Source organism: Pseudomonas granadensis, assembly GCF_900105485.1.
GTDB lineage: Bacteria > Pseudomonadota > Gammaproteobacteria > Pseudomonadales > Pseudomonadaceae > Aquipseudomonas > Aquipseudomonas granadensis.
This window is the reverse complement of sequence record NZ_LT629778.1, coordinates 2,778,372-2,793,647: the sequence shown is the minus strand read 5'-3', so window position 1 is coordinate 2,793,647 and position 15,276 is coordinate 2,778,372. Positions and strand designations below refer to the sequence as shown.

General features: G+C 61.6%; 13 protein-coding genes. 5 read left to right on the top strand and 8 right to left on the bottom strand.

Annotated features, from left to right (window positions below; translation table 11 throughout):
- Positions 1 to 32 precede the first annotated feature (32 nt).
- From BLU52_RS12360 to BLU52_RS12350, 3 genes are read left to right on the top strand one after another with little or no spacing between them, the layout of a single operon-like run.
- A complete protein-coding gene (locus BLU52_RS12360; RefSeq protein WP_090283522.1) occupies positions 33 to 1,199 on the top strand; it encodes a Gfo/Idh/MocA family protein in 1,167 nt (388 codons plus the stop codon).
- Positions 1,196 to 2,299 carry a sugar phosphate isomerase/epimerase family protein gene (locus BLU52_RS12355; RefSeq protein ID WP_090283520.1) on the top strand — a complete coding sequence of 368 codons (1,104 nt, stop codon included), beginning with the start codon at positions 1,196 to 1,198 and terminating at the stop codon, positions 2,297 to 2,299. The genes BLU52_RS12360 and BLU52_RS12355 overlap by 4 nt, the downstream gene beginning before the upstream one ends.
- 42 nt (positions 2,300 to 2,341) lie before the next feature.
- Positions 2,342 to 3,577: a nucleoside permease gene (locus BLU52_RS12350; protein ID WP_090283518.1), complete on the top strand. Its 1,236-nt coding sequence runs from the start codon at positions 2,342 to 2,344 to the stop codon at positions 3,575 to 3,577.
- Between the two features lie 34 nt (positions 3,578 to 3,611).
- Here BLU52_RS12350 and BLU52_RS12345 read toward each other — a convergent pair whose 3' ends face one another.
- On the bottom strand, positions 3,612 to 4,580 hold the full coding sequence (locus BLU52_RS12345; protein WP_090283516.1) for an AraC family transcriptional regulator: 969 nt from the start codon (positions 4,578 to 4,580) through the stop codon (positions 3,612 to 3,614).
- 102 nt (positions 4,581 to 4,682) lie between these two features.
- On the opposite strand from BLU52_RS12345, the gene BLU52_RS12340 reads away from it, so the two are divergent.
- Positions 4,683 to 5,933 (top strand): MFS transporter, encoded by a 1,251-nt coding sequence (locus BLU52_RS12340; RefSeq protein ID WP_090283514.1) that lies wholly within the window; start codon positions 4,683 to 4,685, stop codon positions 5,931 to 5,933.
- A gap of 125 nt (positions 5,934 to 6,058) precedes the next feature.
- On the opposite strand, the gene BLU52_RS12335 is transcribed toward BLU52_RS12340, so the two are convergent.
- From BLU52_RS12335 to BLU52_RS12315, 5 genes are all read right to left on the bottom strand, one after another.
- Entirely contained in the window at positions 6,059 to 6,898 is an 840-nt protein-coding gene (locus tag BLU52_RS12335; protein ID WP_090283513.1) for an ABC transporter ATP-binding protein, read from the bottom strand.
- Complete coding sequence (locus BLU52_RS12330; protein ID WP_090283511.1) at positions 6,886 to 7,689, bottom strand: ABC transporter permease; 804 nt, start codon at positions 7,687 to 7,689, stop codon at positions 6,886 to 6,888. Before BLU52_RS12330 ends, BLU52_RS12335 begins: the two co-directional genes overlap by 13 nt.
- Positions 7,690 to 7,703: 14 nt before the next feature.
- Positions 7,704 to 8,690, bottom strand: coding sequence for an ABC transporter substrate-binding protein (locus BLU52_RS12325; protein ID WP_090283509.1), 987 nt, complete (start codon positions 8,688 to 8,690; stop codon positions 7,704 to 7,706).
- Positions 8,691 to 8,992: 302 nt separating this feature from the next.
- Entirely contained in the window at positions 8,993 to 10,627 is a 1,635-nt protein-coding gene (locus BLU52_RS12320; protein ID WP_090283507.1) for a GMC family oxidoreductase, read from the bottom strand.
- Positions 10,628 to 10,660: 33 nt separating this feature from the next.
- Complete coding sequence (locus BLU52_RS12315; protein WP_090283505.1) at positions 10,661 to 12,151, bottom strand: aldehyde dehydrogenase; 1,491 nt, start codon at positions 12,149 to 12,151, stop codon at positions 10,661 to 10,663.
- Positions 12,152 to 12,426: 275 nt separating this feature from the next.
- Here BLU52_RS12315 and BLU52_RS12310 point away from each other — a divergent pair, with 275 nt between their 5' ends.
- Positions 12,427 to 13,332, top strand: coding sequence for a LysR family transcriptional regulator (locus BLU52_RS12310; protein ID WP_090283503.1), 906 nt, complete (start codon positions 12,427 to 12,429; stop codon positions 13,330 to 13,332).
- A gap of 44 nt (positions 13,333 to 13,376) precedes the next feature.
- Here the strand turns inward: BLU52_RS12310 and argE are convergent, their stop codons facing one another.
- Together argE and BLU52_RS12300 are read right to left on the bottom strand one after the other, a co-directional pair.
- Positions 13,377 to 14,540 (bottom strand): acetylornithine deacetylase, encoded by a 1,164-nt coding sequence (gene argE, locus BLU52_RS12305; protein ID WP_090283501.1) that lies wholly within the window; start codon positions 14,538 to 14,540, stop codon positions 13,377 to 13,379.
- A 30-nt stretch (positions 14,541 to 14,570) separates the two neighbouring features.
- Entirely contained in the window at positions 14,571 to 15,245 is a 675-nt protein-coding gene (locus tag BLU52_RS12300; protein ID WP_090283500.1) for a DUF1028 domain-containing protein, read from the bottom strand.
- Between the last annotated feature and the right edge of the window lie 31 nt (positions 15,246 to 15,276).

Genomic DNA, 15,276 nt, shown 5'->3' with positions numbered 1-15,276 from the left:
CTTCTATCCACGCCGGACAGAGAAGGTCAGCGATGAACACAGTGATACCTAAAATAAGAATGGGTTTTGTCGGTGGAGGAGAGGGCTCTTTTATCGCTCAAGCGCACCACCAGGCTGCAGGGCTCGATGGCCGCTTTGAACTGGTTTGCGGAGCGTTCAGTCGCGACGCGCAGAACAACCTGCGTACGGGTAACCGCTTGGGCCTGCCTCAGTCGCGCTGTTACAGCACATGGCAATTGATGCTCGAAGCCGAGCGTGCGCTACCGGCTGAGCAGAGCATGGAGTTGCTGGTAATCGTGACGCCCAATCATCTGCACGCGCCGGTCGCCAGCGAAGCACTGGCCGCAGGTTTTCATGTGTTCAGCGAGAAACCGGCCGCATTGAGCCTCGCTGAACTGCAGGACCTCAAAACCCGGTTGAACAACAGCGCGGGGCTTTACGGGTTGGCACATACCTACCTTGGCTATCCGATGGTCTGGCAAGCACGGCACATGGTGCGCAACGGCGTCATCGGAAACCTGCGCAAGGTGCTGGTGGAATATCCTCAGGGCTGGCTCAGCCAGGATGTGGCCTCGCAGGGCAACAAGCAGGCCGAGTGGCGCGGGCAGCTGGCGTTGTCCGGTGCGGGCGGCTGCATCGCCGATATCGGCACCCACGCGTTTTCTCTGGCGGAGTTTGTGGCTGATCAAGCCATTACTCACCTGTGTGCCAATCTGGGTGTGCACGTCGAGGGTCGTCAACTGGATGACGACGCCGCCATGCTGTTCAAGATGGCGCAGGGCGCCAGTGGTGTGCTGATCGCCAGCCAGGTCTGCGCGGGCGAAGAGAACCCCCTGAGTATTCGGGTCTACGGTGACAAGGGCGGCCTCGAATGGCGCCAGGAACAGCCTGCCAGCCTGATTCATCGCTCACTCGACCAACCGATGCGCACCCTGCGTTCCGGCACTGGGCAGCCGTGGTTGTGCGAGGCCGCGACCCAGCGCATGCGCCTGCCCGCTGGCCATCCGGAAGGTTATCTGGAAGCGATGGCCAATCTGTACGGCGACTTTGCCACGGCCATTCGCACAGGTGGCGTAAACCATGCCGCACCTGGCGTGCCGGGGATCGAAGTCGGCCTGCGCGGCATGGCGTTTATCGAGGCGGCCATTGCCAGTCACCGCAGCGATGCCAAGTGGACCCCTCTGGAGTGCAACGTATGAAACCGCAAGCGTCCGCTGTGACCGCAACGACTCCGGTTACCCAAGGCCTGCGCGGGCCGGGGATCTTCCTGGCGCAGTTCATCGGTGATGAAGCGCCATTCGATACCCTGGCCAATATCGCGCAATGGGCGGCGTCCCAGGGCTACAGTGCCATTCAACTGCCGACGCTGGGCACACGCTTTATCGATCTTGAACGCGCGGCTGAAAGCCAGAGCTATTGCGATGAGTTGAAAGCCGTGTGCGCCCGCGCCGGCGTGGAAATCAGTGAACTGTCGACACACCTGCAAGGGCAATTGGTGGCGGTTCATCCGGCGTTCGATGCGTTGTTCGATGACTTCGCTCCGACTCATTTGCGCGGGCAGCCTCAGGCGCGCACCGAGTGGGCCATTGAGCAGTTGAAACTGGCGGCGCGGGCCAGCCAGCGTCTGGGCCTGACCGCACACGCCACGTTTTCCGGGGCTCTGCTCTGGCCCTACATGTACCCGTGGCCGCAGCGCCCCAGCGGTCTGGTCGAGCAAGGGTTTGCCGAACTGGCCAAGCGCTGGTTGCCGATCCTCGACTGCTTTGACGAGGCCGGTGTCGACCTGTGCTACGAAATTCACCCCGGTGAAGACCTGCATGACGGCGCCTCCTTCGAGCGTTTCCTTGAAGCCGTCAATCATCATCCCCGCGCCGCCATCCTCTACGACCCCAGCCATTTGTTGCTGCAGCAGATGGATTACCTGGGCTTTATCGACCGTTATCACTCGCGTATCCGCATGTTCCACGTCAAGGACGCGGAGTTCCGTCCCGATGCGCGCTCCGGTGTCTATGGCGGTTATCAGGGCTGGGTGGAGCGTCCCGGACGGTTCCGTTCGCTGGGGGACGGGCAGATCGACTTCAAGTCGATTTTCAGCAAGCTGACTCAATACGGGTTCAGCGGCTGGGCCGTACTCGAGTGGGAATGCTGCCTGAAAGACTCCGCGCAAGGCGCTGCCGAGGGCGCTGCATTTATCCGTGAGCACATGATCACCCGAAGCGAAAAGGCCTTTGACGATTTCGCCAGCGTGGCCAGCGACGCGGCTTCCAACAGGCGCCTGCTGGGCTTGCCCGACGCCTGAGATTCATCCGCTTTTCCCAATAAAAACAAGACGGTGACTGTGATGACCTGGATGACCGCGCGCCTGAGCGCCATGATGTTTTTGCAGTTCTTTATCTGGGGTGGCTGGTTCGTCACCCTGGGCACTTTTCTTTCCAGCCAACTGGGCGCCAGTGGCAGCCAGATCGGCATGGCGTTTTCGACCCAATCCTGGGGCGCGATCATTGCCCCGTTCGTGATCGGGCTGATCGCCGACCGCTTCTTCAATGCCGAACGCATTCTGGCGGTGCTGCATCTGCTGGGAGCTGTGTTGCTTTATCAGCTTTACCGAGCGGCGGATTTTGCCGCGTTCTATCCCTACGTACTGGCCTACATGATGATCTACATGCCGACGCTGGCATTGGTCAACTCGGTGGCCTTCCGGCAGATGCGCGACCCGGCGCTGGAGTTTTCGCGCATTCGTGTGTGGGGCACCGTGGGTTGGATTGTCGCCGGCGTGGTGATCAGTTTTGTGTTCGCCTGGGACTCGAAAGCCGCGATTGCCTCAGGAGGCCTGCGCAACACCTTTCTGATGGCGGCGCTGGCATCTCTGGTACTGGGCGTCTACAGCTTCACGCTGCCGCGTACCGCACCGCTGAAAACCGAGAACACCCGCACCGGTGTCAAACAGCTCCTTGGCCTCGACGCCTTGGGTCTGCTGAAAGACCGCAGCTACCTGGTGTTTTTCATTGCCTCGATCCTGATCTGCATCCCGCTGGCGTTCTATTACCAGAATGCCAACCCGTTTCTGGCGGACATCGGCATGACCAATCCCACGGCGAAGATGGCCATCGGGCAGGTCTCCGAAGTGCTGTTCATGCTCCTGCTGCCGCTGTTCATTCACCGCTTCGGCATCAAGATCGCCTTATTGATGGGTATGCTGGCGTGGGCCTTGCGCTACGTGTTGTTCGCCTACGGCAACAACGCCGACCTGGCCTTCATGCTGTTCACCGGTATCGCCCTGCACGGGATCTGCTACGACTTTTTCTTCGTGTCCGGGCAGATCTACACCGACGCCAAAACCCCTGAGCGCTTCAGAAGCTCGGCTCAGGGCCTGATTACCCTGGCGACCTATGGCGTGGGCATGCTGATCGGTTTCTGGGTCGCGGGGCATGTCTCTGACTACTACGCCACACCTGAGGGGCATCAGTGGCAGAGCATCTGGTTGTTTCCGGCGTTCTTCTCCTTGGGCGTGGTGTTGGTGTTTATGTTTGCCTTTCGTGAAGCACGCAAATCCGGGATGGCGCCTGCCAAGGCTTGAGTGGGCACCTGCGCCTGTTCGCGCTTGCCATCGACTACCTGCGTTCGGCTTGCCTGACCTTGCGACTCAATCCAGGCGTCTTGCCTGTAATGCGTTTGAATGCACGACTGAACGCGGCCTGGGAGGTATAGCCCAAACGTTGCGCTACCTCTTCAATCGGTAGCCTTTCGAGGGTCAGCCATTGGCTTGCAAGCCGCATTCGCAGTTCGGTGACATAGCGCAGCGGGGCCATGCCAATGGTCGTCTGGAAGCGGTCCGCGAAGACCGAGCGCGAGGTATTGCAGTGCTCTGCCAGCTGCGCAACAGTCCAGTCGCGGCCCGGTTGTTGATGGAGCGCAAGCAGTGCACCGGCCAAGCGGGGGTCGCGCAAGGCGGCGACCAGGCCAGAAGCATTCCCGCAGGCGCACTCCACCCAGCCGCGCACGACCATGGCGGCTACCACGTCGGCCAAGCGCGCGAGGATACCGGCGTAGCCAACGCGTGCGGCGCTGACCTCGCGTTCCATGGTGGTCAGGATCGGCACCAGCCCGGGGTAGCGCTGGCCGTCGGCGTCAATCAGCATCAAGCCCGGCATCAGCCTGCCAAACCCATGGATACTGCCCAGTTCAAACTCCATACAAGCACTGAACAAAATAGTGCTCGGGGCAGGGCTGGCATCGGTTCCGGTGTCTACCGCGCTGACGGCGTCACCCAAGGGCGCACCGTCCAGACGATCGATGTCCTGGACAGGCGCATCCGGATGGGAAAACAGTTGATGGGCTACGCCATGGGAGATGAACACCGCGTTGCCGGCAGACAGCGCATAGGTGCTGCCGTCGTCCATTCGCAGTACCGCATTGCCGACGGCCATGAAGTGGAACCAGGCGTGCCCGGGTTTTTCTGCAAAGCCCAAACCGAAGGTCGAGCCCGCCTGGATACGCCGATAGTCAACGCCACGCAGGCGCATGCTGCGCAACAGCTCGTTGATGAGGTCCGAGGAAAGGGCAAACTGATCTGCGGGCATCGTTCAGGTGTTTTAGTCAAAAAGTAGAGACTTTGGATCATAGATCATCCGGTTTTCGGCGCCTAGACTGCGGCTCGAAATGAACATCGGGAGATCCGTGCAATGACTGACTGTGTAGGTAACACCGTGTCCGACCGCCACTGCGGCGTCAGCGCCGACATAGAGCCTGCGGCACCTGCGTGGATGGCCGTCTTCTCGTTGGCAATGGGGGTGTTCGGCTTACTGACCGCTGAGTACCTTCCGGCCAGTTTGTTGACGCTGATGGCTACCGAGCTGGGCGTATCGGAAGCGCTGGCTGGGCAGGCAGTAACGGTGACAGCCGTGGTGGCGCTGTTCGCTGGCTTGTTGGTACCAGGACTGACCCGCGGCATCGACCGACGTTGGGTGTTGTTGGGTTTTTCCGTGTTGATGGTCGCGTCCAATCTGTTGGTCGCGGTTTCCTCCAGCTTCGCGGTGCTGTTAGTGATGCGCATCTTGCTGGGCATTGCGCTTGGCGGGTTCTGGAGCATGGCGGCGGCGGTAGCGATGCGCTTGGTGCCGGGTGCCTTGTTGCCGCGGGCGCTGTCGATCATTTTCAGCGGCATCGCCATCGGCACAGTGGTGGCAGTGCCGCTGGGCAGCTATCTGGGCGGGTTGTATGGCTGGCGCAGCGCGTTCTTTGCAGCGGCGGCGGTAGGCATGGTGACCCTGGCTTTCCAGTCGTTCACGCTGCCGAAACTTGCGCCGCGGCGGCCAGCAAGGCTTCGCACCGTTTTCGAGGTGTTGCTGCGCCCAGGCATCGCCATGGGGATGTTCGGTTGTGTGCTGGTGCACAGCGGGCACTTCGCGATGTTTACCTATGTTCGGCCATTCCTTGAAGGGACGACCGGCATCGGTGCGCAAGGGCTGTCGCTGATGCTGCTGGGGTTCGGTGTGGCGAACTTCGTCGGCACGTTGTTGGCCGGCAGGCTGCTGGAGCGCTACCCGTTGGCCACTCTGGTGCTGATGCCCGCGCTGGTCGGCGTTGCAGCACTGGCGTTGGTGCTGTTGCCAGCTTCGGTGCCGGGGCAGGCGGTGTTGCTGGCGGTCTGGGGCATGGCGTTTGGTGGTGTGCCGGTGGCGTGGTCGAACTGGGTCGCCAGCGCGGTACCGGATCAGGCGGAAAGCGCCGGAGGCATGGTGGTGGCCTCGGTGCAGTCAGCCATCGCCACGGGCGCCGCCGCGGGTGGGGCGATGTTCAGCCTTGGTGGCAGCGCAGGCGTATTCGTAGCGGCAGCCGTACTGATGCTGCTGGCTGCGTTGCTGATTGCCCTGCGCGTCCGCGTCCCTTCTGCCCATGGCGTTCGCCAGTCCAAACCGGCGATGCACCTTTGATCCGGTTGTCAGACCGCCTCGATCCGTCCGTAACCTGGAGATACCAAGCCGAGTGCTGGATCGCCTGCGTGCACCGCCCGCCGATCCATGGCGGTAGTACGAAGGTTTGAGCGGTTCAAGCAGGCTCAGTGGTCGTGATCTTCAGGGCCGTCATGCAGCAGGTGGAAGATGTTGCGCTTCATGCGGATGAATTGCGGGTCCATCACCATGTCCAGGTGGCGCGGGCGGCCGATCGGCACGTCGAGCACTTCCTTGATCCGACCGGGACGGGCGCCCATAACGAAAATACGGTCGCCGAGCAGGATCGCCTCATCGATATCGTGGGTGACGAACAGCACGGTTTTCTTGCTGTGCTCCCAGACCTTGAGCAGCAGTTGCTGCATCTGCAGGCGAGTCTGGCTGTCGAGCGCGCCGAACGGCTCGTCCATCAGCAGGATTTGTGGGTCGTTCGCCAAGGCTCGGGCAATGGCCACACGTTGCATCATCCCGCCGGACAACTGCTTGGAGTAGTTGTCGGCGAAGCGCAGCAGGCCGACTTCGTTGAGGTAGAACTCGACGATTTCCTTGCGCTCGGCGGTTGGCATTCCACGGCGCTTGAGGCCGAACTCGATGTTTTTGCGCACGGTCAGCCAAGGAAACAGCGTGTAGCCCTGGAACACCATGCCGCGATCGGCGCCGGGGCCGTCGACTTGCTGACCACCGACGTAGATATCGCCCGAGGTCGGTTCCGCCAGGCCGGCGGTCAGATACAGCAGGCTGGACTTGCCGCAACCGGACGGGCCGACCAACACGGCGAACTGCTGATCGGGGACCTCGAACGAGACGCTGTCGAGCGCCGTAAATGTGCTGCCCGACGGTGTCTGGTATTGCAGGGTGACGTTATCGACCCGCAAGCGTGGAGTGGCCGAAGCAACCACGGGAGTCGGACGAAGCTGGATCGGCGAAGTTGCTGTTACTGAGCCCATGCGGCCACCTTCAAGCGAAGAAGTCTGAAAAGTTGATCGGTGATCAGGCCCAACAGGCCGATGACCGCGATTGCCAGGAAAATCACGTCGACCTGAAACCCGCGCATGGCCTTGAGGCTCAGGTAACCCAGGCCGCTGGAGGCGGCGACCAGTTCGGCGACCACCAGATACGTCCACGCCCAGCCCATCGTCACGCGCAGGGTATCCAGCACGCCGGGCAGTGAGGCCGGGGCGATGACATGCAGCACCGCGTCCGCGCGGCTCGAACCCAGGGTGTACGACGCGTTGATCAGATCCTTGGAAATGCCCTTGGAGACGTCAGCGATCATCACCACTTGCTGAAAGAACACGCCGAAGATGATGATCGACACGCGTTGCTCCAGACCGATGCCGATCCAGAGGATGAACAGCGGCACGAACGAGGTCACCGGCAGGTAGCGGATGAAATTGACCAGCGGCTCGAGGAACGCTTGCACGACCCGGAAGCTACCCATCATCAGGCCGATGGGCACAGCCACTACTGAAGAAATAATGAAGCCGACCATCACCACTTCCACACTGGCCCACACGTGCGGGCCGAGGGTGCCATCACGGGCCAGGCGCATCGCGGCATCGAAGACCGCGCCCGGTGTCGGCAGGAACATGGCCGGCACCACGCCGCCATAGGAAAGCAAGGCCCAGAGGCCGATCAGCAGGGCCCAGGCCAGACCGCTGGCGCTCCAGATTACCTGCACCGGCAGGCTGGTCTTGGGCGTCAGGCAGCGGTTCAGCCACGAATTGCGCTTGGACATGAGGTGCTCCTCGGTTATTTCGGGCTGACGAAACGGTTGTCGATCAGGTCGCTGTAGCTCACGTTGTACGGCTTGCCCTGCAACTCGCTGGCGGTTTCGTTGGCCAGTTTGATCACCGTGGCGGCCTCGCCGGTGCTGCCGTTGCGGCCCAGCAGTTTTTCGCTCATGGCCTGATCGTAGAAACGCACGCCCTTGGCCGCCGCTTCCAGTTCAGCCGGGTCGGCGAGGTAGCCACCAACACCCTTGGCCATGATTGCGTAAGCCTCTTTCGGGTGGTCCTTGGTGTACTGCACGGCTTTGTACAGGCCTGCGACCAGCGCCTTGACGTCCGCCTGTTGCTTGTCGATCACATCGCAGCTCAGGGCGACGACATCGACGATCACCCCCGGCGTCGTGCTGCTGTCCACCAGAACCTTGCCTTGCTGTTTGCTGCGGACGGTGCTCAGGTGCGGCTCCCAGGTCACGGCGGCCGGTACACGGCCGGCGATGAAGGCGGTGGCGGCGTCGTCGGCGGTCATGTTCTGGATGGTCAGGTCGCTCATCTTCATGCCGGCGTTCTTCAGCAGGTAGTTGAGCCAGAACTGCGAGACCGAACCTTCGTTGACGGCAACGGCCTTGCCTTTGAGGTCCTGCAGGCTGTTGACATCCTTGCCCACCAGCACGCCGTCGCCGCCATGGCTGTCGTCCAGCGCGGCCACGGCCTTGAAGCAGAACTGCGGACGGTACTTGAGGATTTCATCGAGGGTCGAGGCCGAGCCGGACAACTTGCCCGAGGCCTGCGCCGCCATGTACATCGAGGCTTCTTCGATAGTTGGCAGCTCGACGGTCAGGCCGCCTTCCTTGAAGTAGCCCAGATCCCTGGCCAGGTACAGGGTGCCGTAACCCACCCAGGTGGTGTGTCCGATGGACAGGGTGCCGGCCTGGGCGCCGCTGGCGATGCCGGCAGCCATTGCAGTCAGGGCCAGCGGACGCACGCAGCGCGATACGAAAGACTTGATCATTGAACACTCCCGGATGTTTTTTTGATTTGAATAGGTCTCGGGGCAGTGGGGCTAGACGCCAAAAACTTGAAACGCTTGTGGCCTCTGACGGACCTTTTGCCTCTGTGGGGCAGGGTTGATGTTGGCCGATGTCGAGGGATAGGAAAATTAGTAAATATGTGGTCCCTGATGAGGAAAAAACTGGGGTGAAAAAACCTGTTCGATGCTGGGGCAGGGCGAATGAAAACGCCGCTTCGCGGTGCACGGACGCGGCGTTTTCGTGAGGTTTTATCGCCCTCCGGACACACGCGGATCGAACAGCTTCAACTGACTGCGGCGTGGTCCCGGACAGGCCTCTCGACGATGGGTGGATCACCGCGCAAGATCATGTCCGCGGCCTTCTCTCCGATCATGATGCACGGCGCATTGGTGTTGCCGCTGATCAGGCTCGGCATGATCGAGGCGTCGACCACGCGCAGCCCTTCGATACCGTGCACCTTCAGATCCGGCCCGACCACGCTCATCGGATCGACCCCCATCTTGCAGGTGCCCACCGGATGGAACACCGTCGCGGCGTACTCACGCACGTAGGCCATCAATTGCTCGTCGGTCTGCACGTGTTTGCCGGGGAGCATCTCTGTGCCGCGAATGGCATCGAACTGCTGATCGGCGAGAATTCTGCGCGCCAGCTTCAGCCCCTCGATCAGCACCTTTGCGTCTTCAGGGTCGGAGAGAAAATTGAAGTCAATGACCGCTTTGCCGTGCCGATCGAGGCGCAATTGGCCAATGCTTTTCGGCCGTAGCACGCAGGTATGTACCGCGTAACCGTGGCCCCATTCGAACAGGCGCCCGCGATGGCTGCGATAACCGGGCACGAAGTGAAACTGCACATCCGGCAGCGCCTGCGCCAGCGGCGTGCGAGCGAAGCCACCGGCCTCGACGTAGTTGGTGGTCAGCCAGCCTTTCTTGCCGAGCACATAGCGTAGCGGCGACAGCAGGATGCTCGGTAGCGAACCGAGGGAGAAGCCCAGCGTCAGCGGGCTTTTCGAGCGTACGGTGATCAAGCCGTCGAGGTGATCCTGCAAGTTCTTGCCAACGCCCGGCAGGTCATGTTCGACCTTGATCCCGGCGTCTTTCAGTTCGCTGGCCGGGCCGATCCCCGAGGCCAACAGCAAGCTCGGGCTGGCCAGAGAACCCGCCGACAAAATCACCTCGCGACGTGCAGTCAGTCGGGTTTGCTGCCCCTGTGAAACCACGCGCACGCCCTTGGCCACGCGCTGTTCGAGGATCAGCGATTGCACCGCGCAGTCGGTGATGACCGTGAGGTTGGGCCGTTCGAGGACTGGCGCAACAAAGGCGCGATAGCTAGACAGGCGCCTGGCGTCTTTCTGGGTCAGGTTGTAGATCCCACACCCCTCAAGCTGCTCACTGTTGAAGTCATCGTTGCGGCGGATGCCGATCTTATGTGCGGCGTTGACGAACAGCTGCGACACCGGGTTCGGGTCGCGGGCGGCTTCAACGTTCAGCTCGCCTGAAGTGCCATGCAGACGCGTGTCCTGACCGAGGCGGTTGTTTTCGGATTTCTTGAAAAACGGCAGCACGCTGTTCCAGTCCCAACCCGCGCAGCCAGCCTCGGCCCAGCGATCGTAATCGCTGGCGTGACCGCGGATGTAGATCATGCTGTTCATCGAGCTCGAACCGCCCAACGCCTTGCCCCGAGGGGTGTGCAGGCTGCGGCCGTTAAGATGCTGCTGCGGTGCGGAAAGAAAGTTCCAGCTGTACTTTTTGCTCTTGTACAGGGTGATGGTTCCGGCGGGCGTCTGGATGCGCAGGTTGTTGTCGTGGCTGCCCGCTTCGATCAGGCAGACGCTGACAGCAGGGTCCGCGCTCAGACGGTTCGCCAGTACGCAACCGGACGAACCGGCGCCGACGATGATGTAGTCGTAATCGGTTTTCATACGGATTCACTCAAATTGTTCCCGGGCGACGAATCAGCGCAGCTGAAACCAGGTGGTTTTCAGTTGGGTGTATTTGTCGAAGGAGTGCAGCGACAGGTCGCGGCCGAAGCCAGATTGCTTGCCGCCCCCAAAGGGCACGGTCACGTCCAGTGCATCCACGGTGTTGACCGACACGGTTCCGGCATTCAATCGTCCCGCCACGCGATGAGCCCGGTTGAGGTCATCGCTCCAGACCGATGCGGCGAGGCCGTAAATGTGATCGTTGGCCAGCGCCACGGCCTGGTCTTCGTCGTCGAACGCAGTGATTGCAAGCACCGGGCCGAACACCTCTTCGCGGGACAGACGCATGTTGGGCGTGACGTCTGTGAAGAGCGTCGGCTGAATGAAATTGTTCGAGCCGTTGATCATCACCCGGTCGCCGCCCGCCACCAGGTGCGCGCCGCTGGCACTGGCGCCGGCGATGTAATCCATGACCCGTGACGCTTGCGTGGCGTCGACGATGGCGCCCATTTTGCTCGCCGGATTCAGCGGGTCGCCTGGTTGCCAGTGCTGCGCCTTTTCGAGCATGCGCTCGACGAACTCGTCATGAATCGAACGCTGCACCAACAGTCGCGAGTTGGCCGAGCACACTTCGCCCTGATTGAAGAAAATCCCGAAAGCGGCTTTTTCGGCGGCCAGATCCAGATCCTGACAGTCGGCAAACACCAGATTCGGGCTCTTGCCACCGCACTCCAGCCACACCTGCTTGAGGTTCGATTGCGCGGCGTATTGCATGAAGTATTTGCCGACCTGCGTCGAGCCAGTGAACGCCAGCGCGTCGACGTCCGGGTGCAATCCCAGCGCGCGTCCGGCGTGTTCGCCCAACCCGGTGACCACGTTGAGCACGCCTTCCGGCACGCCGGCTTCGAGTGCCAGTTGCGCCAGACGCAGTGCCGAAAACGGCGATTGCTCGGCGGGTTTGAGAATCACGCTGTTACCTGCCGCCAGTGCGGGAGCGAGCTTCCAGGCCGCCATGTCCAGCGGGAAGTTCCACGGCACCACCGCAGCGATCACACCCAGCGGCACGCGGGTAATGGTCGCCAGTGTGCCGGGGCCGGTGGGCGCGACCTGATCGTAGAGCTTGTCGAGGCTTTCGGCGTACCAGGCGAAAACATGCGCGGCGCCGGGCACGTCGATGCTGTAGGCGTCCATCACCGGCTTGCCCATGCTCAGGGAGTCCAGCAATGCCAGTTCTTCGCGATTGGCCAGAATCAGTTCAGACAAGCGCAGCAGGATAGCCTTGCGCTCTCTGGGCTGCATGCGCGCCCATGGGCCGCTTTCGAAGCTTTTGCGCGCGACGCGAACGGCGAGGTCGACGTCCGCATCCGAACAAGCCGCGACGTTTGCCAGCAAGGCGTTGGTGGCGGGGTTGATCACGGCGAACGTTTCACCGCTCTGCGCTTGATGGATGTTGCCTGCGATCAGCGCGGCGTCGATGAAACGCTGCTGTGCGGCAAGGCGTTGCCAGCTTTTGAAATCCGTCACTGCACACACTCCTTCAATGGCCTCGGCGGGCCATGTTCGCGAATCAGTGGTGCCGATAGTGGGCGATGTGACGGGGGCAGGAAATGATTAAAAATGTGTTCGCTGTCGATAAAAAAACTCGCCAATCACGCACCTTAGCGGTGCGTTTGCGCACCGTTTCGGGGTCAGTTTTTTTAGCTTCAATGGGCAGGTATTTGCTTGTTTCTCAAAGGCTTTGCACGTCGCACAATAGCGCGCAAGATCTGCGGTCACGGTTCAGCGAATTCGAGGTAGCAATGGCAGCCTACAACCTGCGACAACTGAAGTATTTCGTCACCACGGTGGAGTGCGGCAGCGTTGCCGAGGCGTCGCGCAAGCTGTACATCGCGCAGCCTTCGGTCTCCACCGCGATCAAGCACCTGGAAGAAAGCTTTGCCGTGCAGCTGTTCATTCGGCACCACGCTCAGGGCGTGTCGCTGACGCCCAGTGGCGCACGCTTCTATCGCAAGGCTCAGGAGCTGTTGCGGGTGGCCCACGAGTTCGAGCAGAACGCCTTGGCGGACAACGATGTGGTCGCTGGGCAGATCGATATCGGCTGCTTCGAAACCGTCGCGCCGCTGTACCTGCCACGCTTGATTTCAGGGTTCCGTGATCGCTGGCCGGGTGTGGAAATCCGCATCCGCGATGGCGAGCAGCAGGAGCTGGTGCAGGCGCTGACCTCCGGTAGCATCGATCTTGCAATCCTCTACGAACACGATCTGGACAGCACCATCGACACCGCGCCGTTGATGGCCCCGCAGCAACCCTACGCGTTATTGCCAGAGGGGCATCGCTTCGCCCATCAGGCCAGGGTTTCGCTCAACGATCTGGTGCTGGAGCCGATGGTGTTGCTCGACGTACAGCCGAGCCGCACCTATTTCGTGAGCATCTTCGAAGAACGCGGGCTGACGCCGCACATCCAGTTCAGCTCGCCGTCGATAGAAATGGTGCGGGGCATGGTCGGGCGCGGGTTCGGTTTCTCGATTCTTGTGACCCGCCCGCAATCCGACCTCACTTACGACGGACAGAAACTGGTGTGCGTGCCGCTGGCCGAAGAGGTCACCGGTTCTGGATTGTCAGCCGCCTGGCTGCGCCGGTCGCAATTGACCAAACCGGCGCAGTTGTTCGTGGATCATTGTCGGCAAGAGTTGGCGCCGAAGTAGCTTTTGGAAAAGCCATTTCACCTCTGTAGCGGCACGCCGGGCTGCTACAGAGCTTGTGTTGACTGGAGCTTGTCGATTATCCGCCGCAACATCCCATCACAACCATCCAGTTGCGCAACGCTGACAAACTCATCCGGCTTGTGCCCCTGATCCATGCTCCCCGGCCCACACACCACAGTGGGAATGCCGATGGCATCGAACAACCCGCCTTCGGTGCCGAACGCCACGGTCGTGAACTCATCCGAACCACAGAACTGTGCAATCAACCGCGCCGCCTGGCTTTTCGCGTCGGTGACCAGGCCGGGGTACGCGGACAACTCGGAGAAACGCACGTCGCTACCCGCATTGACGGTGCGCATTTTCGGCAGCACATGGGCCTCGGCATAATGCTGAAGCTGCGCTGCTACCGCGCGCGGATCCTGCGCAGGCAGCGCGCGGACTTCGAAATCAAAGCAGCAATCGGCTGGGACAATATTCAACGCCTTGCCACCGCTGATCACCCCGGTCTGCACCGTGGTAAACGGCGGATCAAAGCGCGGATCGTGCAGATCCATCGCGCGCAGTGCCGTGCCGATGCGCCCCAGTTCACCGATCAGTTCAGCCGCGTACTCGATGGCGTTCACGCCCTCAGGCGCATAGGCCGAATGGCAGGCCGCGCCATGCACTTCGCAACGCATCGCCAGTTTGCCCTTGTGTCCGAGCACCGGCTTGAGTTCGGTGGGTTCGCCGATGATGCACAGCAGCGGCTTGACCGGCCGTTTCTCAAGCTCGGCAAGCAATGCGCGCACACCCAGGCAACCGACTTCTTCATCATAGGACAGCGCGATGTGCACTGGCCTGTTCAAGGGTGCCGCGAGCAGATCGGGGACCGCTGCCAACACGCAAGCGATATAGCCTTTCATGTCGGCGGTACCGCGGCCGAACAACTTGCCGTTGTGTTCACTGAGTGCAAACGGCGCGACTGTCCACGGTTGTCCGTCCACTGGCACCACATCGGTATGCCCGGACAGTACGATGCCCGGACGATCCGCCGGGCCGAGGGTTGCAAAGAGGTTCGCCTTGGTGCGCTGCTCGTTGAAGATCAGCTCGCAGGGCACGTCGAATTGCGCGAGATAGTCGCGCACGAATTCGATCAGCTGCAGATTCGACTCGCGACTGGTGGTGTCGAAGGCCACCAATGCCGCCAACAATTCCCGGCTTTTGCTCATGTGTCGATCCTTGCCTGGCTCACGGGCGTCTTATTCGTCACCGGGCACGCCATAGCTCGGGGCCTTGGTCGGGTCGAGGGCGCGAGTGATGTAGTCCTGCATCTGCGGGCGGTAGTCATTCCACAGTTGCGCGAGTTTGCCGATAGGGTCGTTGTCGGCCCAGTCAACGCGCAGGTCGACGATGGGCCAGGTCAGTTCGCCGACCACCACCAGCGCCGCGGAGTGCACCGGGCCGGCTTCGCCGCCGGCCGCGACGGCTGCCTGCATGGCGGCGATCAAACGGTCAGCCAGTTGCCCGCCACTGTTTTCAAAGGTCTGCACCAGCACTTCGATAACCGCGCGATCAGCGAGCATGTTGCCCGCGCCGACGCACTGCTCGCCAGCCAGCGCGTTGTGCGTACCGAGGGTTTCACTGCCGCTGAAATGCGCGGTCTGACCCAGGTGATCGATGGCGGTCAGCTGGCGAAACTGGCTGTAGCCGTTGCTCGTCAGCGCTTTGTCCAGCGCCTCGGCGGGTGACCGGCCGTTTTCCATCTGGTCGAGCACGTGTGGGCCGAGGGCGGGGAGGGTGATGTTCTGCGTCGCCACCGCGCCAACGCCCGGACGCAGCCACGGGCAGCGTGCACCCACGGCGATGCTGGAAGAGCTGATGGCGATGCCCAGTTGTCCTGTTTCGGCGCAACGGCCGACGATTGAAAACGTCATGAAGTGTTTGTCCTGTTCCGTCCTGACCTGC

Coding starts and splice junctions, on each gene's coding strand:
- BLU52_RS12320 (WP_090283507.1), bottom strand. CDS start 10,627: ATGAAAACCGATTACGACTACATCATCGTCGGCGCCGGTTCGTCCGGT.
- BLU52_RS12335 (WP_090283513.1), bottom strand. CDS start 6,898: ATGGGCTCAGTAACAGCAACTTCGCCGATCCAGCTTCGTCCGACTCCC.
- argE (WP_090283501.1), bottom strand. CDS start 14,540: ATGAGCAAAAGCCGGGAATTGTTGGCGGCATTGGTGGCCTTCGACACC.
- BLU52_RS12330 (WP_090283511.1), bottom strand. CDS start 7,689: ATGTCCAAGCGCAATTCGTGGCTGAACCGCTGCCTGACGCCCAAGACC.
- BLU52_RS12300 (WP_090283500.1), bottom strand. CDS start 15,245: ATGACGTTTTCAATCGTCGGCCGTTGCGCCGAAACAGGACAACTGGGC.
- BLU52_RS12355 (WP_090283520.1), top strand. CDS start 1,196: ATGAAACCGCAAGCGTCCGCTGTGACCGCAACGACTCCGGTTACCCAA.
- BLU52_RS12350 (WP_090283518.1), top strand. CDS start 2,342: ATGACCTGGATGACCGCGCGCCTGAGCGCCATGATGTTTTTGCAGTTC.
- BLU52_RS12340 (WP_090283514.1), top strand. CDS start 4,683: ATGACTGACTGTGTAGGTAACACCGTGTCCGACCGCCACTGCGGCGTC.
- BLU52_RS12310 (WP_090283503.1), top strand. CDS start 12,427: ATGGCAGCCTACAACCTGCGACAACTGAAGTATTTCGTCACCACGGTG.
- BLU52_RS12325 (WP_090283509.1), bottom strand. CDS start 8,690: ATGATCAAGTCTTTCGTATCGCGCTGCGTGCGTCCGCTGGCCCTGACT.
- BLU52_RS12345 (WP_090283516.1), bottom strand. CDS start 4,580: ATGCCCGCAGATCAGTTTGCCCTTTCCTCGGACCTCATCAACGAGCTG.
- BLU52_RS12360 (WP_090283522.1), top strand. CDS start 33: ATGAACACAGTGATACCTAAAATAAGAATGGGTTTTGTCGGTGGAGGA.